22 protein-coding genes and 2 tRNA genes are annotated in these 23,789 nt (G+C 69.4%); 11 read left to right on the top strand and 13 right to left on the bottom strand.

Features of this window, described 5'->3' with window-relative positions:
• The first annotated feature begins 8 nt into the window (after positions 1 to 8).
• Positions 9 to 1,211, top strand: coding sequence for a pyridoxal phosphate-dependent aminotransferase (locus C1M51_RS18015; protein ID WP_129451890.1), 1,203 nt, complete (start codon positions 9 to 11; stop codon positions 1,209 to 1,211).
• Between the two features lie 21 nt (positions 1,212 to 1,232).
• Here the strand turns inward: C1M51_RS18015 and C1M51_RS18010 are convergent, their stop codons facing one another.
• A complete protein-coding gene (locus C1M51_RS18010; RefSeq protein ID WP_165349717.1) occupies positions 1,233 to 3,170 on the bottom strand; it encodes a FimV family protein in 1,938 nt (645 codons plus the stop codon).
• Between the two features lie 160 nt (positions 3,171 to 3,330).
• On the opposite strand from C1M51_RS18010, the gene C1M51_RS18005 reads away from it, so the two are divergent.
• The 5 genes from C1M51_RS18005 (at position 3,331) to C1M51_RS17985 (ending at position 8,055) form a co-directional block, all read left to right on the top strand.
• Complete coding sequence (locus C1M51_RS18005) at positions 3,331 to 4,104, top strand: enoyl-CoA hydratase-related protein (RefSeq protein ID WP_129451888.1); 774 nt, start codon at positions 3,331 to 3,333, stop codon at positions 4,102 to 4,104.
• A 12-nt stretch (positions 4,105 to 4,116) separates the two neighbouring features.
• The gene (locus C1M51_RS18000; RefSeq protein ID WP_129451887.1) at positions 4,117 to 4,833 is read left to right on the top strand and encodes a histidine phosphatase family protein; all 717 of its coding nucleotides are present in this window, start codon (positions 4,117 to 4,119) and stop codon (positions 4,831 to 4,833) included.
• Positions 4,834 to 4,925: 92 nt separating this feature from the next.
• Positions 4,926 to 5,630, top strand: a complete 705-nt coding sequence (locus tag C1M51_RS17995) for a Crp/Fnr family transcriptional regulator (protein WP_129451886.1) — start codon at positions 4,926 to 4,928, stop codon at positions 5,628 to 5,630.
• A gap of 17 nt (positions 5,631 to 5,647) precedes the next feature.
• Positions 5,648 to 6,739: a phosphotransferase gene (locus C1M51_RS17990; RefSeq protein ID WP_129451885.1), complete on the top strand. Its 1,092-nt coding sequence runs from the start codon at positions 5,648 to 5,650 to the stop codon at positions 6,737 to 6,739.
• Between the two features lie 68 nt (positions 6,740 to 6,807).
• Entirely contained in the window at positions 6,808 to 8,055 is a 1,248-nt protein-coding gene (locus C1M51_RS17985) for an acyl-CoA dehydrogenase family protein (RefSeq protein WP_129451884.1), read from the top strand.
• Positions 8,056 to 8,079: 24 nt separating this feature from the next.
• On the opposite strand, the gene C1M51_RS17980 is transcribed toward C1M51_RS17985, so the two are convergent.
• Positions 8,080 to 8,838, bottom strand: a complete 759-nt coding sequence (locus tag C1M51_RS17980) for a hypothetical protein (protein ID WP_129451883.1) — start codon at positions 8,836 to 8,838, stop codon at positions 8,080 to 8,082.
• A 73-nt stretch (positions 8,839 to 8,911) separates the two neighbouring features.
• On the opposite strand from C1M51_RS17980, the gene C1M51_RS17975 reads away from it, so the two are divergent.
• Positions 8,912 to 9,604, top strand: coding sequence for a glutathione binding-like protein (locus tag C1M51_RS17975; protein ID WP_129451882.1), 693 nt, complete (start codon positions 8,912 to 8,914; stop codon positions 9,602 to 9,604).
• Between the two features lie 71 nt (positions 9,605 to 9,675).
• Here the strand turns inward: C1M51_RS17975 and C1M51_RS17970 are convergent.
• From C1M51_RS17970 to uvrC, 8 genes are all read right to left on the bottom strand, one after another.
• Positions 9,676 to 9,751: transfer RNA gene (locus tag C1M51_RS17970), tRNA-His, on the bottom strand.
• Between the two features lie 29 nt (positions 9,752 to 9,780).
• Positions 9,781 to 11,703 carry a SurA N-terminal domain-containing protein gene (locus C1M51_RS17965; protein WP_129451881.1) on the bottom strand — a complete coding sequence of 641 codons (1,923 nt, stop codon included), beginning with the start codon at positions 11,701 to 11,703 and terminating at the stop codon, positions 9,781 to 9,783.
• 158 nt (positions 11,704 to 11,861) lie between these two features.
• A tRNA-Val gene (locus tag C1M51_RS17960) sits at positions 11,862 to 11,937 on the bottom strand.
• A gap of 14 nt (positions 11,938 to 11,951) precedes the next feature.
• Positions 11,952 to 12,224: an HU family DNA-binding protein gene (locus tag C1M51_RS17955; protein ID WP_011829551.1), complete on the bottom strand. Its 273-nt coding sequence runs from the start codon at positions 12,222 to 12,224 to the stop codon at positions 11,952 to 11,954.
• A 258-nt stretch (positions 12,225 to 12,482) separates the two neighbouring features.
• On the bottom strand, positions 12,483 to 13,379 hold the full coding sequence (locus C1M51_RS17950) for a DMT family transporter (protein WP_129451880.1): 897 nt from the start codon (positions 13,377 to 13,379) through the stop codon (positions 12,483 to 12,485).
• Positions 13,379 to 13,945: a CDP-diacylglycerol--glycerol-3-phosphate 3-phosphatidyltransferase gene (gene pgsA, locus C1M51_RS17945; protein WP_129451879.1), complete on the bottom strand. Its 567-nt coding sequence runs from the start codon at positions 13,943 to 13,945 to the stop codon at positions 13,379 to 13,381. Before pgsA ends, C1M51_RS17950 begins: the two co-directional genes overlap by 1 nt.
• 51 nt (positions 13,946 to 13,996) lie before the next feature.
• Positions 13,997 to 14,518, bottom strand: coding sequence for a hypothetical protein (locus C1M51_RS17940; protein WP_129451878.1), 522 nt, complete (start codon positions 14,516 to 14,518; stop codon positions 13,997 to 13,999).
• Positions 14,505 to 16,526 carry an excinuclease ABC subunit UvrC gene (gene uvrC, locus C1M51_RS17935; RefSeq protein ID WP_129451877.1) on the bottom strand — a complete coding sequence of 674 codons (2,022 nt, stop codon included), beginning with the start codon at positions 16,524 to 16,526 and terminating at the stop codon, positions 14,505 to 14,507. The genes C1M51_RS17940 and uvrC overlap by 14 nt, the downstream gene beginning before the upstream one ends.
• Before the next feature lie 42 nt (positions 16,527 to 16,568).
• On the opposite strand from uvrC, the gene earP reads away from it, so the two are divergent.
• The 4 genes from earP to mnmC all read left to right on the top strand — a co-directional run bounded on the left by earP (position 16,569) and on the right by mnmC (position 21,284).
• Positions 16,569 to 17,639: an elongation factor P maturation arginine rhamnosyltransferase EarP gene (gene earP, locus C1M51_RS17930; RefSeq protein ID WP_129451876.1), complete on the top strand. Its 1,071-nt coding sequence runs from the start codon at positions 16,569 to 16,571 to the stop codon at positions 17,637 to 17,639.
• Between the two features lie 90 nt (positions 17,640 to 17,729).
• Positions 17,730 to 18,284: an elongation factor P gene (efp, locus tag C1M51_RS17925; RefSeq protein WP_036230106.1), complete on the top strand. Its 555-nt coding sequence runs from the start codon at positions 17,730 to 17,732 to the stop codon at positions 18,282 to 18,284.
• Between the two features lie 88 nt (positions 18,285 to 18,372).
• Positions 18,373 to 19,326, top strand: a complete 954-nt coding sequence (locus tag C1M51_RS17920) for a heme-dependent oxidative N-demethylase subunit alpha family protein (RefSeq protein ID WP_129451875.1) — start codon at positions 18,373 to 18,375, stop codon at positions 19,324 to 19,326.
• Positions 19,323 to 21,284: an FAD-dependent 5-carboxymethylaminomethyl-2-thiouridine(34) oxidoreductase MnmC gene (mnmC, locus tag C1M51_RS17915; RefSeq protein ID WP_129451874.1), complete on the top strand. Its 1,962-nt coding sequence runs from the start codon at positions 19,323 to 19,325 to the stop codon at positions 21,282 to 21,284. The genes C1M51_RS17920 and mnmC overlap by 4 nt, the downstream gene beginning before the upstream one ends.
• Here the strand turns inward: mnmC and C1M51_RS17910 are convergent.
• Genes C1M51_RS17910 through lpxB form a run of 3 tightly spaced genes read right to left on the bottom strand, consistent with a single transcriptional unit; the run spans position 21,251 to position 23,788 of the window.
• Entirely contained in the window at positions 21,251 to 22,036 is a 786-nt protein-coding gene (locus C1M51_RS17910; RefSeq protein ID WP_129451873.1) for an RNA methyltransferase, read from the bottom strand. The genes mnmC and C1M51_RS17910 overlap by 34 nt on opposite strands.
• Positions 22,033 to 22,686 (bottom strand): ribonuclease HII, encoded by a 654-nt coding sequence (gene rnhB, locus C1M51_RS17905; RefSeq protein WP_129451872.1) that lies wholly within the window; start codon positions 22,684 to 22,686, stop codon positions 22,033 to 22,035. The genes C1M51_RS17910 and rnhB overlap by 4 nt, the downstream gene beginning before the upstream one ends.
• A complete protein-coding gene (lpxB, locus tag C1M51_RS17900) occupies positions 22,658 to 23,788 on the bottom strand; it encodes a lipid-A-disaccharide synthase (protein WP_129451871.1) in 1,131 nt (376 codons plus the stop codon). Before lpxB ends, rnhB begins: the two co-directional genes overlap by 29 nt.
• Between the last annotated feature and the right edge of the window lies 1 nt (position 23,789).

The following is a 23,789-nucleotide window of genomic DNA, read 5'->3' as shown; positions in this document are numbered from 1 at the left end:
CTGCGCCGATGACGAGCGCCGACCCTCTGGCCCGCACACCACTGCCGCCCAGCCGCCTGCCGCGGGTGGGCACGACGATCTTCACCGTGATGTCCGCGCTGGCCCAGGAGCACGGCGCGGTCAACCTGGGCCAGGGCTTCCCGGACTTCGAGTGCGATCCGCGCCTGGTCGATGCCGTCACGCAGGCCATGCAGGCGGGCCACAACCAGTATCCGCCGATGGCCGGCGTGGCGGCGCTGCGCGAGGCGGTCGCCGCGAAGATCGCCTCGCTCTACGGACACGGCTACGACCCCGGCAGCGAGATCACCATCACCGCTGGCGCGACCCAGGCCATCCTGACCGCGATCCTCGCGCTGGTGCACCCAGGCGACGAGGTGATCGTCCTCGAGCCCTGCTACGACAGCTATGCGCCGAACATCGAACTGGCCGGCGGCCGAGTACGGCGGGTGCCGCTGACGCCGGGCAGCTTCCGGCCGGACTTCGACCGTATCGCCGCGGCGCTCGGGCCGCGCACCCGCGCAATCCTCGTCAACACGCCGCACAACCCGAGTGCCACGGTGTGGACCGCCGGCGAGATGCAGCGCCTGGCCGATCTGCTGCGGCCCACCGACGTGATCGTCATCGCCGACGAGGTCTATGAGCACATGGTGTTCGACGGTCAGTCCCACCAGAGCGTGGCCCGTCATGCGGAGCTCGCCGCGCGCTCCGTCATCGTGTCGAGCTTCGGGAAGACCTTCCACGTGACCGGCTGGAAGGTGGGCTACGCCGCGGCCCCGGCCGAACTGATGGCGGAGTTCCGCAAGGTGCACCAGTTCAATGTGTTCACCGTCAACACGCCGGTGCAGCACGCGCTGGCCGCCTACCTGGGAGACCCTCGCCCCTACCTGGACCTGCCGGACTTCTATGCCCGCAAGCGCGACCGCTTCCGCGCCGGGCTCGCGGACACCGGCCTCGATCTGCTGCCCAGCGAAGGCAGCTACTTCCAGTGCGTGGGTTATGGCGGCCTGGCCGCGCACCGGGCGCGCAGCGAAGTCGAGTTCTGCCGCTGGTTGACCACCGAGGCCGGCGTCGCGGCGATTCCGCTGTCGGCGTTCTATGACGCCGGATTCGAACAGCGGGTCGTGCGCTTCTGCTTTGCCAAGCGCGAAGGAACGCTGGATGCCGCGTTGCAGCGGCTGCGCACGGCACTGTCCGCGCGATCTCCCGACTGAGGGCGCCCGCAGGCGCGCAACTCAGCCGCGCGAACCGCCGTCCGGGCCGGAGCCGCCTTCGCCCGGCTTGGGCTCGAGATCCTCAAGCGACAGATCGACCGCCAAGGGCTTCTGCACCTCCGGCTGGGCTTCCAGCGAGGTCGTCGCCAGCAAACGCTCGAAGACCGCACTGGCCGGTGCATCGTCCGTGGGTTCGCCCGCGCCGATCGGCAGGAGCAGGTCGACGGCCCCGCCGGCCTCGAGCTCCGATCGATCGCGCGCCACCGAATACAGCAGCATCAGCTCGCGATAGGCCGGCAGGTCGAAGCTGTCGCTGCCCTCGGGATCGGCATTGCCGTCGTCGGGGCGCAGCAGGCTGACCTGCAGCACGTCCATCGCTCGCGACGGCGTCGACCACAGCGCCTGGAGTTGCTCGATGACAGCCGGGTAGTCTTCCAGCGTGCGTCCGCCCAGAAGGTCTGTCTCCCAGGCCGGGGCGTAGGCATTGAAGCGGCTGTTGAAGCGCTCGCGCAGCCGTTCGTAGTCGCTACGGTCACCGCGGCGCTTGTAGATTTCCAGCAGCTTCAGATAGGGCAGCGGACTGGTACCCGAGGTGCTGCGCAGGTGCCCCATCAGCAGATCGATCGCCGCAGCGTCCTGACCCAGCACGATGAAGAACTCAGCCTGTTGCTCGAGGTCGATCAACTCCTCGACCGAAACCTCACGCTTCTGCGCAGCGCTGAGTGGCCGCACCGCATTCAGCGGAGCAGGCTCCGACAGCGCGCCGGTCACCGACATGCTGCCGGCCCGCGTAGCGGCCAGCGTGTCGTCGAAACCGTCGATCTCGTTGGGCTTGCTGACCCAGGCCTTGAGCGTCGGCACCGGCGCGAAGGCGGCCGCCTCCGCCGTTGCGGCCGGAGCCCCCACGCCACCGCTCCGTGGCGCTTCCGCCGGCGTGGCAGCCTGCACCAGCCAAGCGTGCGACTGGCGCTCCTGGTTGCGTTGCCGCCAGAGCCAGATCACCACGCCGAGCAGAACCGCGAGGGCCGCCGCCAGACCGTAGACCAGCGGGTTGCTGTAGCGATCGCTTTCAGCGCGCTGCAAACGGGCCTGCAGGCCGGCAATGGCCTGCTGCGTGGTTGCTGTCTCGAGGCGCAGCTTGTTCATCGCCGCCTCGAGTTCCTCGACTCTGACCCGGGCGGCCTCGGCCTGGGCCGCTGCACTGGCGGCGCTGGCCGCCTGCTCGGCGGCGGCCGCGCTGGCGGCCACCTCGGCTGGCGTTGGCGTCGCCGCAACCAGGGCGCCCGCCTCGAGAGGGGCGAGCTTCAAACGGGCGTTGTTGCCGGTCGCCGCGGGCCGGGCCGCACGCGGCGGCGCGGGGCGCGGCGCAGCGATCGGGGCAGCGGCGGTGGCGGGCGCGCGGCGTGGCGCGGCCGTGGTGGCACGGCTGCGCGTCGGCGTGCGCGGCGTGGCGGCACGCGGCATCGGTGCGGTGTCCTGGGGTGCCGCTTCGGGGCGGCTCGCTGCGGAGGCCGCAGGTGCGGGTGGTGCCAACGGTGCGACGGCCACGATCGGGGCGGCCACTTCGGCGGGCGCGATCAACGGTGGGTCCGCGAACAGCGTGAAGCGCCGTGTGACCTTGGAGGCACATCCGACCGTGATCTGCACCGTCACGACCGGCTCGTCGACGCGCGTGGTGGTGGCCAGCCGCAGCACGCGCTCTGACGCGCTGGGCTCGGCGGGGTCGAGCCGCAGCGAGGTGGTGCCGGGCTGCTGCAGATTGTCGGAGAAATGGACTTCGCCGTTGAGGCATTCGGGACGCAGGTCCTCGCCCGCGTCGACCCTCAGCGGAATCTTCAGTTCCAGCGGCTGCCCGAGCGTCGTGGAGTCCGGCAATTTTCCGAAACCGACCGCCACGACACCCTGTGCCAACGCGCACAGGCTCACACCGATCAGTAGTTTTCGCGTGCTGAGATGCATAGCTCTTCTTTTGCCGACCGCGATGGACTCTAGCATGGAGCCGACCGGCCCAATCCGCCGAGGAGCGCCCGAATACACCGACTCCGGTGCCCCACTGCCACGGTCTCGGCGACGGTGCGTGACACAATTCTCGCCTGCCCCGAGACCGCAGCAGCCGACGATGACCGCAGAACTGCGCACCGAGCGACGCGACAGCACCCTGGTGCTGACCTTCAGCGATCCGGCCAGCCGCAATGCCCTGGCGCCGCAGGCCCTGACCGCGGCCGTCGAGGCGCTGAACGTCGCCGAGGCCGACGCCACGGTTCGCGCGGTAGCGCTGGTCGGTGAAGGCGCGCACTTCAGCGCGGGCAGTGACCTCCAGCGCTTGGCGAACGACGCGGAGATCCCGCCCGGCGATGCGGCGGCGCACCAGTTGCATGCGCTGCGGTCCTTCGTCGAGGCCCTGCGTGCGCACCCCAAGCCGGTCATCGCCGCCGTCGAGGGGTCGGCGGCGGCGGCCGGCTTCTCTATGGCGCTGGCCTGCGATCTGATCGTCGCCGCGGAGGACGCACGCTTCACCATGTCTCAGGGCCATGCCGGCCTGTCGCCCGATGGCGGCGGCAGTTGGCTGCTGGCGCACGCACTGCCGCGCGCGCTGGCGCTGCAACTGCTTTGGCTCGGCGAGCCCGTGAGCGCACGGGAGCTGCAGGCCTGGGGGCTTGTCAATCGCGTGACAGACAGCGGCCAGGCCTTGGCAGAAGCTCTGCGGCTGGCCCGTCAGCTCGCGTCCTGCGCGCCGAACGTGCTGGCCGCCACCAAGGAACTCGTGAATCAGGCCCGCGGACTGGCTCTGAATGAACACCTCCATGCCGAAGGGCTTCACTTTGCCGACACCCTGTCCTACGCCCAAGGCGCCGAGGCGCTGCCCAAGAAGCGCGGGTCGCGCTTGCGCTGACCGAGCCTCCCGATGAAGCTGCCCCGGACGCGGCGCCGCCTCTACCTGATGCGGCATGGATCGGTCGACTATTTCCTCCCCGACGGCACGCCGGTGACGCCCGACTCGGTGCCGCTCAATGCCGAGGGGGAACACCAAGCCGACGCCGCGGGGCAGCTGTTCGCGCAGTGCGGCGTGCGCTTCGACCGGGTGCTGGTCAGCGGGCTGCCGCGCACGGTGCAGACGGCGCAACGCGTGCTGTCGGCCTCGGGCCAGGCACTGACGCTCGACCACGAGGCGGCGCTTCAGGAAATCCGCGGCGGGCGACTCGCCGACATCCCGCCCGACCAGGTCGAACAGGCCTTCCTGGGCGCGTTCCAGGGGCGGGGCGGAAGCGAGACCGAGCGGCAGCGTTTCCTCGGCGGCGAGTCGATCGGGGAACTGCTCGACCGCGTGCTGCCGGCCTTCGAAGCCTGGTGCGCGCGCGACGACTGGCAATGTCTGCTGCTGGTGTTGCACGGCGGGGTCAACCGCGCCCTCCTCTCGACGGCGCTGGCCGGACAGCGCGCCTTCTTCGGCCGCCTCGAGCAGCAGCCAGCCTGCATCAACGTGCTCGACATCGGCCTCGGCGACGAGGCTGTCGTGCGCGCGGTGAACCTCGCGCCGACGCAGTGGCTGCACGAGCAGGAGCGGTACACCACCATGGAAAAGGTGTTGGCGCAGTACCTGCGCCTGGCCCCTGGAGGCTGACACCGGAGCCGCGCGGTCCGCGGCGGCCATGGATTGCCATGTGGACAATCGGGCGTACAGCTTCCACGATGCTGTCACGTCAGGGACAAGCCATGCACAACCCCGTTCTTACACTCGACGAACAACAGCACATCGACGCCGGCCCGTGGTTCAGCAAACTGTCTCCTTCGCTCCGACAGGCCATCCTGGCGCGAGCGACGGTGCGCCGGGTCGCCGATGGCGCAATGCTGACCTCGAGGGGCGCAGCCGCAGACGAGTGGTGGGGTGTCGCGGCCGGTGCCGTGCGCATCAGTTCAGTCTCGCTTTCGGGCAAGCTGGTCACGCTGACCTACGCGGAGCCGGGTGTCTGGCTCGGCGATACCTCGCTGTTCGACGGGCTGCCTCGTACGCACGATGCGAACGCGCATGGCGACACCACGCTGCTGGTCGTGCGCCGGCCGGATTTCAAGGAGCTGCTCGCGCAGCACGTCGAGCTCTACGAGGCACTGCTGCGGCTCAATTGCCGCCGGCTGCGACTCGCCTACGACCTGGTCGAGGATCTCAACACGCGCCCCCTGTCGGCGCGACTCGCCAAGCAGATCCTGCTGCTGGCCCGCAGCTACGGCATCGCACAAGGCGACGAGATCCGCATCGGGCTGCAACTTGCGCAGGAGGACCTCGCGCAGCTGCTGGGCGCATCGCGCCAGCGCGTGAATCAGGAACTGAAGGGCTTCGAGCGCGAGGGCGCGGTGCGCATCGAGCCCACGCGCCTGGTGGTGCTGTCACGCGAGTTGCTGCTCGCGATCGCCGAACGATGAACTGAAGCCGAGTCCCCATGGAAGCCCAGTCCGGAACGAAACCCGTCACCTCGCAGCACGCCTTCGATGTCGGCGCGCTGCAGACCTACCTCGAGTCCGCTCTCGAGGGCTTCCGCGGCCCGCTCAGTGTCGAGCAGTTCAAGGGCGGCCAATCGAACCCGACCTTCAAGCTCGTCACTCCGCGGCGCAGCTATGTGATGCGCAGCAAGCCGGGTCCGGTCGCGAAGCTGCTGCCGTCGGCGCACGCGATCGAGCGCGAGTTCGCGGTGATGCGAGCCCTCGCCGGCAGCGAGGTGCCGGTGGCCCAGATGCACCTGCTGTGCGAGGACGAATCGGTGATCGGCCGGGCCTTCTACGTGATGGAGTACGTGGAGGGCCGCGTGCTGTGGAGTCAGGCGCTGCCCGACATGACGACCGTGCAGCGTGGCGAGATCTACGACGAAATGAATCGCGTGATTGCGGCGCTGCACCGTGTGGACTACGCAGCCTGCGGTCTGGCCGGCTACGGCAAGCCCGGCAACTACTTCGAGCGCCAGATCGGACGCTGGAGCCGCCAGTACCAGGCCTCTCTGGGCCCCGGCGGGCCGGAGCCGATCGACGCGATGGAGCGCCTGATCGACTGGCTGCCGGGCCACATCCCGGCCAGCGCACGCGATGAATCTCAGACCCGCATCGTCCACGGCGACTACCGGCTCGACAACCTGATCTTCCACCCGAGCGAGCCGCGCATCGTCGCGGTGCTCGACTGGGAACTGTCGACGCTGGGACATCCTCTGGCCGACTTCAGCTACCACTGCATGAGCTGGCACATCTCGCCCGGCACCTTCCGCGGCATCGGCGGGCTCGACGTCGCGGCGCTCGGCATCCCGACCGAGGCCGAGTACATGCAGCGCTATTGCGAACGCACCGGCCGCGGCGGCACCGACGCGCTGGTGACAGACTGGAACTTCTACCTGGCATACAACCTGTTCCGCATGGCCGGCATCCTGCAGGGCATCGCCAAGCGTGTGCTGGACGGCACCGCCGCGAGCGAGCAGGCCCGACAGGCCGCTGCCGGCGCTCGACCGCTAGCCGAACTGGGCTGGGCAATCGCACAACGGCAGCGCTGACGCCACGATCGCCGACACGGGCTGCCCGCGCTGCCTGCGTAACGGCACTGACCCTCAGGGAGACACGCATGGACTTCGACTACTCGCCGCGCACGCAGGACCTGCAGGCCCGCCTCACGGCCTTCATGGACCGGCACATCTACCCGGCCGAGGCCGCCTACTGGGCCGAGATCGAAGCCAACACGCGCGCCGGCAAGCGCTGGACGCCGCTGCAGGTGATCGAACAGCTCAAGCCGAAGGCGCGTGACGAGGGCCTCTGGAACCTGTTCCTGCCCGACAGTGCCGACGGGGCGAACCGCACCTCGGGTGACTACGGCGCCGGCCTGTCCAACCAGGAGTACGCGCCGCTGGCCGAGATCATGGGCCGCGTGCCCTGGGCCAGCGAGGTGTTCAACTGCTCGGCGCCCGACACCGGCAACATGGAGACGCTCGTGCGCTACGGCAGCGCCGAGCACAAGAAGCGTTGGCTCGAACCACTGCTGCGCGGCGAGATCCGCAGCGCCTTCGTGATGACCGAGCCGGACGTCGCCTCGTCGGATGCCACCAACATCGAGTCGCGCATCGAGCGCCAGGGCGACGACTATGTGATCAATGGTCGCAAGTGGTGGATCTCGGGCGCGGGTGACCCGCGCTGCGCGATCTACATCTTCATGGGCAAGACCGACCCGGACGCCCCGCGGCACAGCCAGCAGTCGATGATCCTGATCCCCAGCGACGCGCCGGGCATCAAGGTGCTGCGGCCGCTTTCCGTATTGGGTTACGACGATGCCCCGCACGGCCACTGCGAGATCACCTTCACCAACGTGCGCGTTCCGGCCGGCAACCTGATGCTCGGCGAAGGCCGCGGCTTCGAGATCGCCCAGGGCCGCCTGGGGCCGGGACGCATCCACCATTGCATGCGGCTGATCGGGCTGGCAGAGCGCTCTCTCGAGCTGATGTGCCGGCGCACCAGTGCGCGCGTGGCCTTCGGCCGCCCGGTGGCCGACCAGGGCGTGACGCGGGAGCGCATTGCCGAGGCGCGCTGCCGGATCGACATGGCGCGCCTGCTGACGCTCAAGGCGGCGTGGATGATGGATGTGGCGGGCAACAAGGCCGCCAAGGCCGAGATCGCGATGATCAAGGTCGTGGCGCCCAACCTCGCCTGTCAGGTGATCGACTGGGCCATGCAGGCACACGGCGCCGCGGGCATGTGCGAGGACTTTCCGCTCGCCTACTTCTACACCTTGGCGCGCACGCTGCGCTTTGCCGACGGCCCCGATGAAGTGCACCGCAACGCGATCGCCAAGCTCGAGCTCGGCAAGTACGCCGCTGCCTGAGGCCAGCCCCAGGGCGCGGCTGTCTCAGCGGCGGTTGTCGCCGAGCCCGGCATCCGCCGGGTAGTGCGAAGGCAGGTGGCTCTGCCAGGCCGTCGTGCTGGTGCTCGGCCACTGCGTCTGCGAAGACGCACCTTCGGCCGCCGCCAGAGCGCCGCGGGCGGCCGCCTCGAACAGCGCCATCACGCCATCGAGCAGCGCAGCGTCCGGCTGCACCGACTCGACGCGCAGGTAGAGCCTGCCCCGCAGCGTCATCAGAACGAGCGGGCCCTCTTCACCCAGCCAGCCTTGCCGGGCAGCCTCGAGTTGGCCGACCAGATCCTTGTCAAGCCACACCGCCAGCGGTGCCGCGGCATTCGATGCCGTCGTGTAGCGGTTGCGCAGCATCTTCAGCGCAGCCAACTGCGTCTTCGGGAACATCGCCAGCCAGCGCATTTCCTCCGGCATGCCGGAGTCGATCTGTGTCTGCATGTCCTGTGTGAACAGCGCGTAGGCGGCCTGCTCCAGTTCCTCGGCCAGCACGCGCGAGATGACCATCATCTGGAGGCTTGGCGGCAGGCCCAGGTCCATGCGCAGGCGCAGTTCACGGTCGAGCAAGTAGGCGCGCTGCGGCGTGCCCCATTCCATGCGCCATGGCGTCCCATGCATCTCGCCCTCGATCACCACGCCTTCACCGTTGCGCACGCGCTTGAAGACCGAGCCACGCTGCTTGGCCCAGGTCTGAAGGAGACGACCGTCCGGGCCGCCGCGCTTGCCGTCTATCCAGCGCTTGAAGGAGTCGAGCATGGGTCCTTGCGATCGAATAGAGTGCCCACAAGCCGTCCGTCGGAGCGGCTGCCACCCACCGAGGGCTCTGACGATGATCGAAGTGTATTCCTGGGCCACACCCAACGGGCACAAGGTCCACATCATGCTCGAGGAGTGCGAGCTGCCATACCGTGCATTTCCTGTCGATATTGGCGCCGGCGATCAATTCGAGCCCGCTTTCCTGGCGATCAGCCCGAACAACAAGATCCCCGCGATCGTCGATCCTGACGGCCCGGACGGGAAGCCCATCTCGCTGTTCGAATCCGGCGCCATCCTGCTCTATCTGGCCGGCAAGACCGGCAAGCTGCTGCCAGCCGACGTGCGGGGCAAGTACGACGTGCTGCAGTGGCTGATGTTCCAGATGGGTGGCGTCGGGCCGATGCTCGGCCAGACCCACCATTTCCGGGTCTACGCACCCGAGAAGATCGACTACGCGATCGACCGCTATACCAACGAGGCCAAGCGCCTCTACGGCGTGATGAATCGCCAGTTGGCCAAGTCAAAGTACATCGCGGGACCGGACTACAGCATCGCCGACATCGCGATCTTCCCGTGGCTGCGCTCCTGGAAAAACCAGGGCATCGACTGGAACGACTACCCGCACCTCAAGGGCTGGTTCGACGAGATCGCCGCACGCCCCGCGGTGCAGCGCGGCGTCGAGGTCTTGGCTCAGCAGCGCAAGCCGCTGGTCGACGAGCAGTCGCGCAAGATGCTGTTCGGTACCGAACAGTACAAACCGCGCTGAGCCGCACGGGCTCTTCTTCGCCACCAGAAAAACGAAAGGCCCGCGAGATGGGGCCTTCGTTTGTGATCAGGTGGGGTGGCTGATGGGACTCGAACCCACGACAACAGGAATCACAATCCTGGACTCTACCAACTGAGCTACAGCCACCGCAGAGCCTCGCATTATAGCGAAGAGCTTCAGCGCGAAGCGCCGGAGGGCTCGGCATCGGCGCTCTTCGCCACGCCGGTGATCTTCACCTTGTATCGTTCCTTCAGCGACGCGTAGTAGGCCTCGTCTTCGGCCGCGCCCCAGATCTGTCCGTATTGCTGGCGCAGCCGCTTGTCATCACCCGCCGCCGCGTCGCGCGGCAGCATCTTGTCGACGCGCACCACCGCGTAGCCCTCGTCGCCGAAATCGACGCCCGTCCACGACGGCAGCGGCGCTGGCGAGGCCTTCATCACCGCATCGATCAGAGCCGGCGGCAATTCCTGCTGCCGGCCGCGCGAGACCGTCATCGCAGGCTCCAGTCCCTCGGGTTCTGCACCGCCCTTCCAGGCGGCGAGCCGCGCCAGGGCTTCCTTGCGCGCCAATGCCGCCGATTGCTCGACCACCACACGCTCCCGCACCCGGTCCTTCACCTCGGCGAGCGGCAGCTTGCGCGACGGCGCGTAGTCGACGATGCGGCCGGCCACCAACTGGCTGCCCCCCAGATCGACCGCCTCGGTGTTGCGCTTGTTGCGCAGGGTCTCGGCGGCAAACAGAGCCTCCAGGAACTTCGGGCTGGCGAGCGCGCCGGTCGCCCCTTGGGCTGGCGTGCGCGCCACGCCGGACGCCGTGCGCACCGTGAGCTTGAGCTTCTCTGCCGCCGGTTTCAGGCTGTCGGCTTGTTCGTAGACGGTGTTGCTGAAAATCTCGGCGGCTTCAGCGTAGCGGCGCTGCGCCAGCTGCTGCTTCACCTCGTTCTCGATCTCCGCCTTGACGGACTCGAAGGCCTTCTTCTCGCCGCCCCGCACCGCGGTGAGCAAGATCACGTGGTAGCCGAAATCGCTTTCCACCACCTCGCTCAGATGCCCCGGCTTCAGCGCGAACGCCGCGTCCTCGAAGGGCTTGACCATCGCTCCGCGCGCAAAGAAGTCCAGGTCGCCGCCCTGCACCGCGGAGCCGGGGTCCTCCGAATTCTTCTTGGCCAGTTCGGCGAACTTCGACGGGTCCTTCCGCGCTTCGGCGAGCAAGGCGGCGGCCCTGGCCCTGGCCTTCTCGCGCTGCTCGGCCGGGGCGCCCTTCTCGGCCTTGATCAGGATGTGGCTGGCGCGGCGCTCTTCCGGCGCGACGTAGCGACTCTCGTTCTCCGCGTAGTACTTGCGGAGATCGTCGTCGCTGACCGTGAGGCCGGACTTGATGGCATCCAGGTCGAGCACGAGGTACTCGATCGAGGCCTGCTCCGGCGTCTCGAATTCGGCGGCGTGACGGCCATCCTTGTAATAGGCTTCGATGTCGGCGTCGGTCACGTTGACCTTCGTTACGAACTTCTGCGCCTCGAAGCGCGCGATGCGCACTTCGCGTTGCTGCAGCAGCGCATCCAGCGCCGTCGACGTAGGACGGCTCGGCGCCAGCACCGTACCACTCACGCCCTGCAGGACCTGACGCATCGCCAGGTCCTGACGCAGTTGCTGCTCGAACTGCCTGGCACTCATGCCCTGCGCCGCCAGCAGGTCGGCGTTCAGGCTGCCGTCGGGCTTGCGCAGGAAGGCGAGCTGTGGATCGCTGGCGAACGCCCGCTGCAGGCGTTCGTCGCTGGTGGTCAGGTGCAGCTTGTCAGCCGCGACGAGCATCACACGCTCACGCACGAGGGCGTCCAGCGTGCGCTGCTTCGCCTCGGGCGTATCGAACAGCTTGAGGTCGACACCGGGGGACTGCGCCCGCAGGCGTTCGACCTGGTTGCGGTGCGCCGCATCCCACTCGGCCTGCGTGATCGAGGTGCCCGCAACCTTGGCGACGGCCGTATTGCCTTCGCTCATGCCGGTGTAACCCTGCACACCGAAGAACACGAAGGCCGGAAAGATCAGCAGGACCAGGATGAACTGCAACAGCCGGGTGTGCGAACGAACGAATTCAAACATCGATGGCCTCGGAAGATCGATCTGTGTCGGCCCACATGCGACAAAGGCGAACCGGGGTTCGCCTTTGCTGGACTGGCTCTCTTGCGCGCTCTGATGAGAGCGCTGCTGCCGGATTCTATCGAAGCGGTCGTGGCCGTCTCAGGATGTCGACTCCGGGGTGGTGGGTGCTGAGGGGTTCGAACCCCCGACCTACGCCTTGTAAGGGCGCCGCTCTACCAGCTGAGCTAAGCACCCGAGCCGGACATGGTTCAGTTGAGTGCGTCCTTCAGGGCCTTGCCCGGACGGAACTTCGGCACCTTGGCCGCCTTGATCTTGATCGTGTCGCCGGTGCGCGGGTTGCGCCCACTGCGCGCTGCACGCTTGGTCACGGCAAACGTGCCGAAACCGACGAGCGACACGCTGCCGCCCTTCTTGAGCGTCGTGCGCACACCGCCGATCAGTGCCTCGAGCGCACGCGTGGCAGCGGCCTTCGAGATGTCGGCCTGCTTGGCGATGTGTTCGATCAGTTCAGTCTTGTTCACGAAAGGTACCCCCTTTGAAAGGTGTCTCTGTCTACGGTGGAAGGTGCGGGACCCAGCCCGGTGGGACGCGCTGCGGAAGGCCGCTGGGACTGCGGATCATTACAGCGGTGAGCCTGCGGGGTGTCAAGCGCGGAAGGCGATTCTATGCGTATTCCCCCATGCAGATCGCCCACCGGCCGGGGCTCGGCAAGCTGGCTCGCATCGACGCTGCAGGCCCGACGGGACACCTTGTGGACGCGACGGCACAGGTCGCCCCACTCATGCCTCGCTTCGCGTCGCACGAACCACCAAGGCGACGCCCACCGCCGTCAGGGCCAGCCCGACCAGCACGCTCAGCGACAGCGACTCGCCGAACAGCAGCCACGCCATCAGCGCGGTGCAAGGTGGCACCAGGTAAAGCAGACTGGTCACGACCGTCGCGGCGCCGCGCTGGATCAGCAGGTAGAGCAGCGAACTGCCGCCGAGCGTCAGCACCACGACGGACCAGGCCATCGCACCGAGCAGTTGCGGGTGCCATTGCACCGGCGCCGGCTCCAGCAGCGCGAGCGGCAGCGTGACGGCCAGCGCCGCCAGCAGTTGCACGGCGCTGGCCGTCCGCACGTCGCAACGCGCCACATGCTGCTTCTGGTACAGCGTACCGGCGGTGATGCAGAACAGGGCGAACAGCGCCAGGCCGAGGTTCGCTATCGTGACCTCGCCGCTGCCGAGCCGGTGGCCTACCACCAGCAGCAGCCCGGTGAAGCCGAGCGCCAGGCCGACCCATTGCCGGGCCGACACCCGTTCGGACGGCGATCCGGTGCGGCTGATCCACACGGCGGTGAGCACCGGTTGCAGGCCGACGATCAGCGCCACGGTGCCGGCACCGATGCCCAACCGCACCGCGGCCCACACGCCACCCAGGTAGCCCGCGTGCATCAGCACGCCGGTCACGGCCAGGTGTCTCCACTGCGCCCGCCCTTGAGGCCACGCCGCGCCGGACACCCTTACCCAGAGCACGAAGCACAGCGCCGAGAGCGCAAAGCGCCAGGCCAGGAATTTCAGCGGTGGGGCATGCGGCATGCCGTAGCGCGCTACGACGAAGCCGGTACTCCAGATCAGCACGAACAGCGCCGGCATCGCGCCGATCAACAGCGCGCGCTGCTGGGCGGGCGGCATCAGCGCACCTTGGCCCGGATCTCGGGCAACGCCTTCTGCAGGTAATAGACCATCGACCAGATGGTCAGCGCCGCCGCGACGATGATCAGGACGGTGCCCCACAGGTGGGTGTCGATCACGCCGAACAGATGGCCGTCGAAGAGCAGGAAGGGGATCGCGATCATCTGCACGGTGGTCTTGAGCTTGCCCAGCATGTGCACCGCGACGCTGCGCGACGCGCCGATCTGCGCCATCCACTCGCGCAGGGCCGAGATCGCGATCTCGCGCCCGATGATCACCAGCGCGATCAGCGCATTGACGCGGTCGAGCTGCACCAGGATCAGCAACGCGGCACAGACCAGGAACTTGTCGGCCACCGGGTCGAGGAAGGCGCCGAACGATGAGGTCTGATTCAGCTTGCGGGCCAGGTAGCCGTCAGCCCAGTCGGTCAGCGCCACCACGACGAACAGCACCGTCGCGATCAGGTTCTGCATCGATGGCGCCATCTGGAGGTAGAACACGCCGACGATCAGCGGAATCGCGACGATGCGCGCCCAGGTCAGGAGAGTCGGCAGCGTGAAGAACATGCGGGCATTGTGCCCAAGAAGGGCCGATGCCCTTGGCCATGCCGGCGGCGTTCAGGAATCGAGGGTACGAGGCTTGAACTTGCGGTCGTCTCGGAACAGGAAGGTTTCGGTGAACTTCCAGGGCCGGGGCAGCTTCGACACGTCGCCGAAGGGCGCCGCGCGTCGTACCGCATCGATGGACAGCTGGATGGTGTCCTTGGCCTGGCGTGGCTCGCGCAGCACCTCGATACGGCGCACGCTGCCATCGGCGTTGAGCTCGACTTCCAGCACCGGGATGGCCAACAGCGGCTCGGGCACCTCGCCGCTGTAGGTCATGCCCGGGTTGGCGGCGACCAGCCGGCGCGCCGCCTGCAGGCGCAGGCCGGCAAGCGTGCGTGGCGCCTCCGGGGCCGGCAGGGCCCCGGCCGACGGTGCCGGTGCGACAGGCGCCGCAGGACGGGCAGGCGCCGGCGACGGCTTCGGCGTCGGTGGTGCGGTGGTCGAGCAGGCGCCCAGCGTCAACGCCAGTGCGGCCCCGAGGCGGGCCGCGTGCCAGCGCGTGCGTCGCGCCGACGATTCTTCAGTGCAGGACACGGTAGATCTCCTCAGCCAGTTCTCTGGAAATGCCATCGACGCTCGACAGGTCGTCCACGCTCGCACTGGCCACGCCGCGTGCGCCGCCGAAGCGCTGCAGCAGCTTCGCACGTTTCTTGGGCCCGATGCCGGCGATGTCCTCCAGCCGGCTGCCGCCGGTGCGCACACTGGCACGCCGGGCGCGCATGCCGGTGATCGCGAAGCGGTGGGCCTCGTCGCGGATCTGTGCCACCAGCATCAGCGCGGCCGAGTCCTTGCCAAGGTAGACCTTGGCGCGGCCGTCGGCGAACACCAGCTCTTCCAGGCCGACCTTGCGGCCCTCCCCCTTCTCGACCCCGACGATCAGGGACAGGTCGAGCCCGAGCTCCTCGAACACGTCGCGCGCCATCGCCACCTGGCCCTTGCCGCCGTCCACCAGCACGAGGTCGGGCAGCCGCGCCGTGCCCTGGGCGGATGCCTCGGCGAGCTTGGCGTAGCGGCGCGTCAGCACCTGGCGCATGGCTGCGTAGTCGTCGCCAGGGGTGATGCCGGTGATGTTGTAGCGCCGGTACTGGGCCGGCTGCATCTTGTGCTCCTCGAATACCACGCACGAGGCCTGGGTCGCCTCGCCGGCCGTGTGGCTGATGTCGAAGCATTCGATGCGGAAGCGCTCCAGCTGGTCAGGCGCCAGGTCGAGCGCATCGACCAGGGCCCGCGTGCGGGCCTGCTGCGAGCCTTCCTCGCTCAGCAACTGCGTGAGCTTGATGCGTGCGTTCTTCTCCGCCATCTCCAGCCACTGCCGGCGCTGGTCGCGCGGCTGGTGCTGGGCCGTGACGCGCACGCCGCTGGCTTCGGTCAACGCCTCGACGAGCGCCTTGTCGATCGCATGGCTGGTGATCAACAGTGGCGGTGGCGCACCGTCGAGGTAGTGCTGGGCGATGAAGGCCTCCAGTACCCGCACCTCGACGCGAGCGTGGGGCAGTACCACCGCGGCAACCGGCACGGCGGCGTCCTCCACCCCCTCGAGCGCACTCGCCTCCTCGACGTGCGTCGGGAAATAGGGTCGGTCGCCCAGGTGCCGACCGCCCCGCACCATGGCCAGGTTGACGCAGGCACGCCCCCCCTGCACCACCGCCGCCAGGATGTCGGCGTCCTTGTCGAAGGCGCCGTCGGCGTTGGTCTCGACCGACTGCTGGTGCAGCACCCGTGACAGGGCCCCGAGCTGATTCCGGATCTCGGCGGCCTTCTCGAACTCCAGTGCATCGGCGTGCGCCATCATCTGCGCCTGCAGCGTACCCATCACCTCCTGCTGTTCACCGAGCAGAAAGCGCTCGGCGTTGCGGACATCGCGTGCGTAGTCCGCGGCCCCGATGGCCTGCACGCAGGGCCCCGAACATCGCTTGATCTGGTACAGCAGGCAGGGCCGCGTGCGGTGGTTGAACACCGTGTCCTCGCAGGTGCGCAGCCGGAACACCTTCTGCAGCAGCTGGATCGATTCCTTCACCGCCCAGGCGCTCGGGTAGGGGCCGAAGTAGCGATGCCGCTTGTCGACCCCACCGCGGTAGTAGGCCATGCGCGGGTAGTCGGCGGCCGACGCGGCGCCTGCAGCGGCCTGCGGTACGCCGGGCATCGCCGCGCCGGTGATCTTGAGGTAGGGGTAGCTCTTGTCGTCGCGGAACAGGATGTTGAACTTCGGGTTCAGCGTCTTGATCAGGTTGTTCTCGAGCAGCAGCGCCTCGGCCTCGGAGCGCACCACCGTGGTCTCCAGCCGAGCGATCCTGCCGACCATGTGGCCGGTGCGCGTACCGCCATGGTTCTTCTGAAAGTAGCTCGACACCCGCTTCTTCAGGTTGCCGGCCTTGCCCACGTAGAGCAGCGCCCCCTGCGCGTCGAAGTAACGGTAGACGCCGGGCAGGCTGGGCAAGGCCGCCACCTCGATCGCCAGGCGGTCCCGCGCCTCGTCGCCGGCTGCCGCTGTTGCGGCGGCGTCGGTCGGAGGCACCGTGTCGTCAGGGGAGGCGGCCGTCATGGTCGCGGATTGTGCAGCGTCGCCCTGTCGATAATCCCGCCGATGACATCACCGCTGCGATGGGACCTGTTCTGCCACGTGATCGACAACTTCGGCGATGTCGGCGTGTCGTGGCGGCTCGCCGCCGACCTGGCGCAGCGCGGGCAGCAGGTGCGGTTGTGGATCGACGATCCTTCCGCACTCGCCTGGATGGCGCCGGGCGGCCGGGCCGGCGTCGAGGTGCTGCGCTGGGCCGAGCCCCTGCCGGACCACGAGCCGGGCGACGTGGTCGTCGAGACCTTCGGCTGCCAGCTCCCCGCGGACTTCGTGCGCCGCATGCGACGCCCTCGCCCGCCGGTGTGGATCAACTTCGAGTACCTGAGTGCCGAGTCCTACGTGGAGCGCAGTCACGGGCTGCCCTCGCCGCAGCTGGAAGGCCCCGGCCAGGGCCTCACGAAGTGGTTTCTCTACCCCGGCTTCACACCGAGCACCGCCGGACTGATCCGGGAGCAGCGGCTGCTGCAGCGCCGCGCTGCCTTCGACGCCGCAGCCTGGCTGGCTGCCCACGGCGTGCAGCGCCAGCCCGGCGAACGCGTGGTCAGCCTGTTCTGCTACGAGAACCCGGCGTTGCCGGCTTGGCTGAACGGGCTGGCCCAGGAGCCCACGGTACTACTGGTCACGCCGGACAAGGCCGCGCGGCAGGTGAAGGCAGCGCTCGGCGACGGCGGGCGCACGGGCGCACTGCGAACCGTGATGCTGCCTTACCTGCCGCAGGACGAGTTCGATCACCTGCTGTGGGCCAGCGACCTCAACTTCGTGCGCGGCGAGGATTCCTTCTCGCGCGCGCAATGGGCGGGCGTTCCCTTCATCTGGCAGATCTATCCGCAGGTGGACGACTTCCACGCCGTGAAGCTTGACGCCTTCCTGAGCCGCTACCTTGGCGCGGCCTCGCCCGTCCAGGGCGCACAGATCCGCGTGCTTTGGCAGGGCTGGAACGGCCTGTCCGACGTGGCAGTACCCGCCTGGCCCGAAGCGCGGGGCTGGCAGCGACTCGCCCGCGACTGGAGCGCGCACCTGGCCAGCCTGCCCGACGCGACGGACTGCCTGCTTCGCTTCGTGGCCGGCAGAGGCTAAAATACCGAGTTGTCTAGAAAGAAGGCGGCGCTGCCGCTGGGCAGCACAGCCGGGCCGCCACGGACCCGCCCCTTCCAACACGGAATCACTATGAAACTCGCACAGGAAATCCGCGCCGGTAACGTGATCATGCAGGGCAAGGACCCGATGGTCGTGCTCAAGACCGAATACAGCCGCGGCGGCCGCAACTCCGCCACGGTGCGCATGAAGATGAAGAACCTGCTGAACGGCTCCGGTGCCGAAGTGGTGTTCAAGGCCGACGACAAGATGGACCAGATCGTGCTCGAGAAGAAGGAGTGCACCTACTCCTACTTCGCCGACCCGATGTATGCGTTCATGGACGCCGAATACAACCAGTTCGAGGTGGAATCCGAGAACATGGGCGACGCGATCCAGTACCTCGAGGACGGCATGCCGGTCGAGGTGGTGTTCTACGACGGCAAGGCGATCTCGGTGGAACTGCCGACCAGCCTCGTGCGCGAGATCACCGAAACCGAGCCGGCCGTCAAGGGCGACACCTCGGGCAAGGTGCTGAAGATCGCGAAGCTGGCCACCGGCTTCGAGATCTCGGTGCCGCTGTTCGTGCAGACCGGCGACAAGGTCGAGATCGACACCCGCACGCACGAGTACCGCAAGCGCGTGTGAGCGAACGCGCTTCGCCGCGGACGAGGGCACCTGAGGGTGCCCTTGCCGTTTCTGGTGCGGCACGGCGGCTGCGGGCACCATCCGGACCATGAACCCGGGGTTCGACTTCGATGCCGCCGTCGGCGCGCCCTTTCGCATGCAGCCGGGGTTGCGCAAGCTGGCGCCGGCGACGGCCCAGCTGACGGCACTGAATCCGGCCGCACCGGCGTTCGCCGAGAAGCTCACGGTGCTGACGCAGCATGCCGGCGAAGCGCTGGTCTGCGCACCGGACTTCGACCCGCTGCCCGCGCTGCGGGCGCTGGTCCACGAGGCCGCCCGGGATCCCCTCACGGCGTTGAGCGCCGATGACGATGGTGTCACCGCCCACCGGCTCGGTTGTCGCGTGCGCTGGGACGGCGGGCTGGTCGATGCCGGCAGTGCGGCGCCCTCGCCGCATGCGGCGGCGCTCGCCTGCCTCACGGCGCTGCCGCCCGCACAGCGCCTGTCGGGCCTGCTGAGCCTCGCGCTGCACGAGGATCTGGCGATCGTCGATGGCGCCCGGGCCACGCTGCCGTGGATGGCGGTCTGCCTGCCGTCGCACTGGGCGCCGTCGGAGAAGGTCGGCCGCTCGTTCGCTGCGGTGCATGGGCCGGTGGCCGACAACGCCACGCTGATCGCGGCCAGCCAGCACCTGACGCGGCTGGTCTGCCAGCCGCAGCGCTGGGAACGCTTCGTGTGGAACCTGACGACGCACCCTGCGCACGACCAGCATCCGGCCCGCCACGCACGGCGGCCCTGGCCCGACGACCCGCAGGCCGTGGCCGAGCTTGCTCACTGGCGCACCGAGCACCAGACCTTCATTCCGCTGCCCGCGCTGCAGCAGGCCGTGTTCACGATCCATGTGAACGTACGGACGATGACGCAGGCCATCGCGACGCCGCGCCAGGCCGCCGCCCTGCACGCCGCACTGTCGACGATGAGCGATGCGGTGCTGGCCTACCGCAGCCTCGGCCCGGCTCGTGACGGCCTGCTGGCCTGGCTCGCCGCGCGCGCGTCGGCATGAAGACCGCGCCGATCACGCCGGGCCGCCTGGCCTTCTCGCCCGACGGCGTGCCGCTGGCGCCGGAGTTCGGCGACGTCTACCACCCGGCGGCCGGCGCGCTGCAGCAGGCGCACCACGTCTTCCTCGGCGGCAACCGGCTGCCGGTGCGCTGGGGCGGCCGCGAGCGCTTCGTGATCCTCGAGACCGGCTTCGGCCTGGGCAACAACTTCCTCGCCACTTGGGACGCCTGGCAGCGTGACCCGCAGCGCTGCGAGCGGCTGGTGTTCGTCTCGATCGAGAAGCATCCGCTGACGCGCGAGGACCTGGCTCGTGCGCACGCGGCTTCACTGCTGCCCGAATTGGCCCGTGCACTGGTTTCGGCTTGGCCTTTGTCCACGCCGAACCTGCATCCGCTCGCCTTCGAAGACGGTCGCGTGCAGCTGCTGCTGGGTTTCGGCGACGTGGCCCTGCTGCTGCCGCGGTTGGTGGCATCGGTGGACGCCTTCTTCCTCGACGGGTTCGCACCGGCACGCAATCCGGAGATGTGGGAGCCGCGCCGGCTTCAGCGCCTGGGCCGGCTCGCCGCGCCCGGCGCGACCGCGGCGACCTGGAGCGCTGCGCGGGTGGTGCGCGACGGGCTCTCGGCCGCCGGCTTCACGGTGGAAACCACGGCCGGTACCGGCGGCAAGCGCGACATCACGGTGGCGCGGTTCACACCAAGGCACATCGCGGTGCCCCCGCCCGGTGGCTGGCATGCGCACGACGCCGCCTCGCGCGAAGCCTTGGTGATCGGCGCCGGTCTGGCCGGCTGCGCAGCAGCCTGGGCGTTGTCGCAGCAAGGCTGGCAGTGCCAGGTGCTGGATCGCGCGGCGGAGCCGGCCGACGTCACCTCGGGCAATCCGGCCGGGCTGTTCCACGGCAGCTTCCACCGCGACGACGGTCCGCATGCGCGCACGCTGCGTGCCGCCGCGCTGGCGACCGAACGCCTGGCCGGTGCGTGGATCGCGCAAGGCGGAGTGACCGGCCAGCTCGCCGGCTGCCTGCGCCTCGAGTCGAGGTGGGACGACGACGCGGCGCGTGCGGCGCTGGCAGCCCAGCAGATCGCCCCCGGCTATGTCGACTGGATGGATCGGGCTGCCGCGCGCACGCTCTCCGGTCTCGCCCTGCCGAGCGGCGCCTGGTTCTACCCGGGCGGCGGTTGGCTCGCGCCGCGCGACTACGCGCGCGCGCTGCTTGCGCACGGTGGCGCCCGCTTCCGGGGCGGCATCGACGTAGCCGCCATCGAGCGCCACGGCAGCCTGTGGCGCGCCCTCGACGTGCAGCGCCAGGTGATCGCCGAAGCACCGGTGCTGGTGCTGGCCAATGGGCTCGGCGCGAACGGTCTGCTCGGCGCCGGCCGCGGTGAGGCGCTGTTGCCGCTGACGGCGGTGCGCGGACAGATCAGCAACCTGGCAGCCAATGGCCACGCCGGCCCGTTGCCCTGCCCGCGCCTGCCGGTCGCCGGCGGCGGCTATGTGCTGCCGCCGACGGACGGTCGGCTGCTCTTCGGCGCCACCAGCCAGCCCGGCGACACCGATCCCGCGCTGCGCGACGCCGACCACCGGCTCAATCTGCAGCAGCTCGCCGGCCTGTCGGGCGGTGACGCCGAAGCCTGGTCCGGGTTGCCCTGGCAGGGCCGCGTGGGCTGGCGTGCCGTGACGAGCGATCGGCTGCCACTGATCGGTGCAGTGCCCGACCTGGAGGCGCTGGACCGCAGCTCGCGCGCCGACCAGCCACGCTTCGTGCCGCGCCAGCGCGATGCGCAAGGCGGTCTCTATGTCTTCACCGGCCTCGGTTCGCGCGGCATCACCTGGGCCGCGCTCGGTGGCCAGTTGCTGGCCTCGTGGATCAGCGGCGCGCCCTGCCCGCTCGAAGCCGATCTGCGCGACGCGCTCGACCCCGCGCGCTACGCGCTGCCGCGCTGGCGCAGCGACTCGTAGAGGCAGATCGCGGCGGCGGCGGCCACGTTCAGCGATTCCTCGCCGCCCGGCTGCGGGATGCGCCGCGTTTCGCTGCAGCGCGCCAGCAGCGCCTCGCCGACGCCCTGGCCTTCGTGCCCGAGCACCCAGCCGCAGGGACTCGGCAATCGTCCCTCGGCCAGCCCGAGGCCGGCGTGGGAACTGGTGGCCAGCAGCGGCACGCCCAGCGCCTCCAGGTCTCCGACCTCGGCCGATTCGACCAGGTGCAGTGCGAAATGCGCGCCCATGCCGGCGCGCAGCACTTTCGACGACCACAGCGCCGCGGTTCCCTTGAGCGCGACGACCTGCGCCACGCCGAGCGCCGCGGCGCTGCGCAGGACGCTGCCGACGTTGCCGGCATCCTGCAGCCGGTCGAGCACGACGGTCGCCACACCCGCCTGCATCGCCGTCGCCTCGGCCGCGTGATCGAGCACGAAGCCCAGCCGGGCCGGCGACTCCAGGCCGCTGAGTTGCGCGAACAGTGCGTCGGCAACGATCGCGATGCGCGGCGCCGCTCGCGCCAGCCTCTGCAGCCGCGGGTCGCCCCAGCCAGCCTCGCTGACCACCGCCTGCGCCGGCACGACACCGCGCGACACGCAGGCCTCGCACAGGTGATCGCCCTCGAGCCAGACCGCGCCGAGCTTGCGGTAGGCCCCCGGGTCCTGCGCGAGCTTGCGCAGCCGCACGAGCAGCGCGTTGTCGCGCGAGCTGATGAACTGAGGGCCGCTGGTCACGGCCGGCGCTCCAGCAGCACCTCGCGTACCGGCGCGAAGCTGCGCCGGTGCGCGCCGCAGGCCCCATGCGTGCGCAGCGCCGCCAGGTGGTCGGGCGTCGGATAGCCCTTGTGGCCCGCGAAGCCGTACTGCGGGTGCGCTTCGTGCAGCGCGAGGCAGAGGCGGTCGCGGTGCACCTTGGCGAGGATCGACGCCGCCGAGATCGCGGCCACCTTCGCGTCCCCCTTGACGATGGCCTCGGCCGGCACCTGCAGCACCGGCAGCCGGTTGCCGTCGACCAGCACCTTGTGCGGCCGCAGCCGCAGGCCCTCGACCGCGCGGCGCATCGCCAGCAGCGTGGCCTGCAGGATGTTGAGCGTGTCGATCTCCTCGACGCTGGCCTCGGCGATGCAGCAGCACAGCGCCTTTGCGCGGACCTCGTCGAACAGACGCTCGCGCACCCGCTCGCTCAGGACCTTGGAATCGCCCAGGCCGCGGATCGGCTGCACGTCGTCGAGGATCACCGCCGCGGCCACCACCGGCCCGGCCAGTGGCCCGCGGCCGGCTTCGTCGACACCGGCCAGCAGGCCCGGGACGTCCCACGACAGGCCGAGCTGCCGGTCGGTCGGCAGGCCCGGTGCCTCAGCCCGCGATGACTTGCGCGATCGCATCGGTGGCGGCGCGAGCGGTGTCGCGTCGGAGCTGGAAATGGAGCTCGGTGAAACGCTGCGCAATGCGCTCGCAGGCAGTCGGATCGTCGAGCCAGCGCAGCACTTCGGTGGCCAGCGCGTCCGGCGTCATCGCGTGTTGCAGCAGCTCGGGAACGACAAAGTCCTCGCTCAGCACGTTCGGCAGGCCCACCCAGGGCTGGTAGCGCATGTGGCGCATCACCTGCCAGTTGAGCCAGTGGACGCGGTAGCCGATCACCATCGGCCGTTTGAACAATGCGGCTTCGAGCGTGGCGGTGCCGCTGGCCACCATCACCACGTCGCTGGCGGCCATGACCTCGTGCGAGCGGCCGTCGACCAGCTCGACCGCCTCCTGCGCAGAGGCTTCGGCCACCGCCGCCTCGACCATCGCACGCAGGCCGGGGGCGACCGGCAGCAGGCAGCGCAGCCCGGGCCGCGCCGTGCGCAGCCGCTGCGCGGCACGCAGGAAGTCGGGCGCGATGTGGCGGATCTCGCCGCGGCGGCTGCCGGGCATCACGGCCACCACGGTCTCGCCGCCACCCAGGCCGAGCGCAGCGCGCGCGGCGGTGCGCGGCACGTCCAACGGGATCGCATCGGCCAGCGGATGGCCCACGTAGCTGGCCGGCACGCCCGCCTTCGCCAGCAGCGCCGGCTCGAACGGAAAGAGGCACAGTACGTGATCAGCCGACGCGGCCAGCTTGTGCACCCGCCCGCCGCGCCAGGCCCAGATCGACGGGCAGACGAAGTGGATGGTCTTGAGCCCGGCCGCCTTCAGGCGCGCCTCGAGGCCGAGGTTGAAGTCGGGCGCATCGATGCCGATGAAAGCCGACGGGCGCTGCGCAAGCAACCGGTCGCCGAGCTCGGTGCGCAGCGCGACGAGCTGGCGGTAAACCTTCAGCGCCTCGGCGTAACCGTGCACCGAAAGTCGCTCGCTGGGCCACCACGCCTCGAAGCCCTGGGCCACCATGTCGGGGCCACCGATGCCGGCCGCCTGCAGCGACGGCCAGCGGGCCTTCAGGCCCCCCATCAACAAGCCGGCGAGCAGGTCGCCAGAGGCTTCGCCAGCGACCATGCCGAGCTGCATG

Origin of the sequence: Methylibium sp. Pch-M (assembly GCF_004136295.1) — a bacterium.
GTDB classification, from domain to species: Bacteria; Pseudomonadota; Gammaproteobacteria; order Burkholderiales; family Burkholderiaceae_C; genus Methylibium; species Methylibium petroleiphilum.
This window is presented reverse-complemented; position numbering and strand designations above follow the sequence as displayed.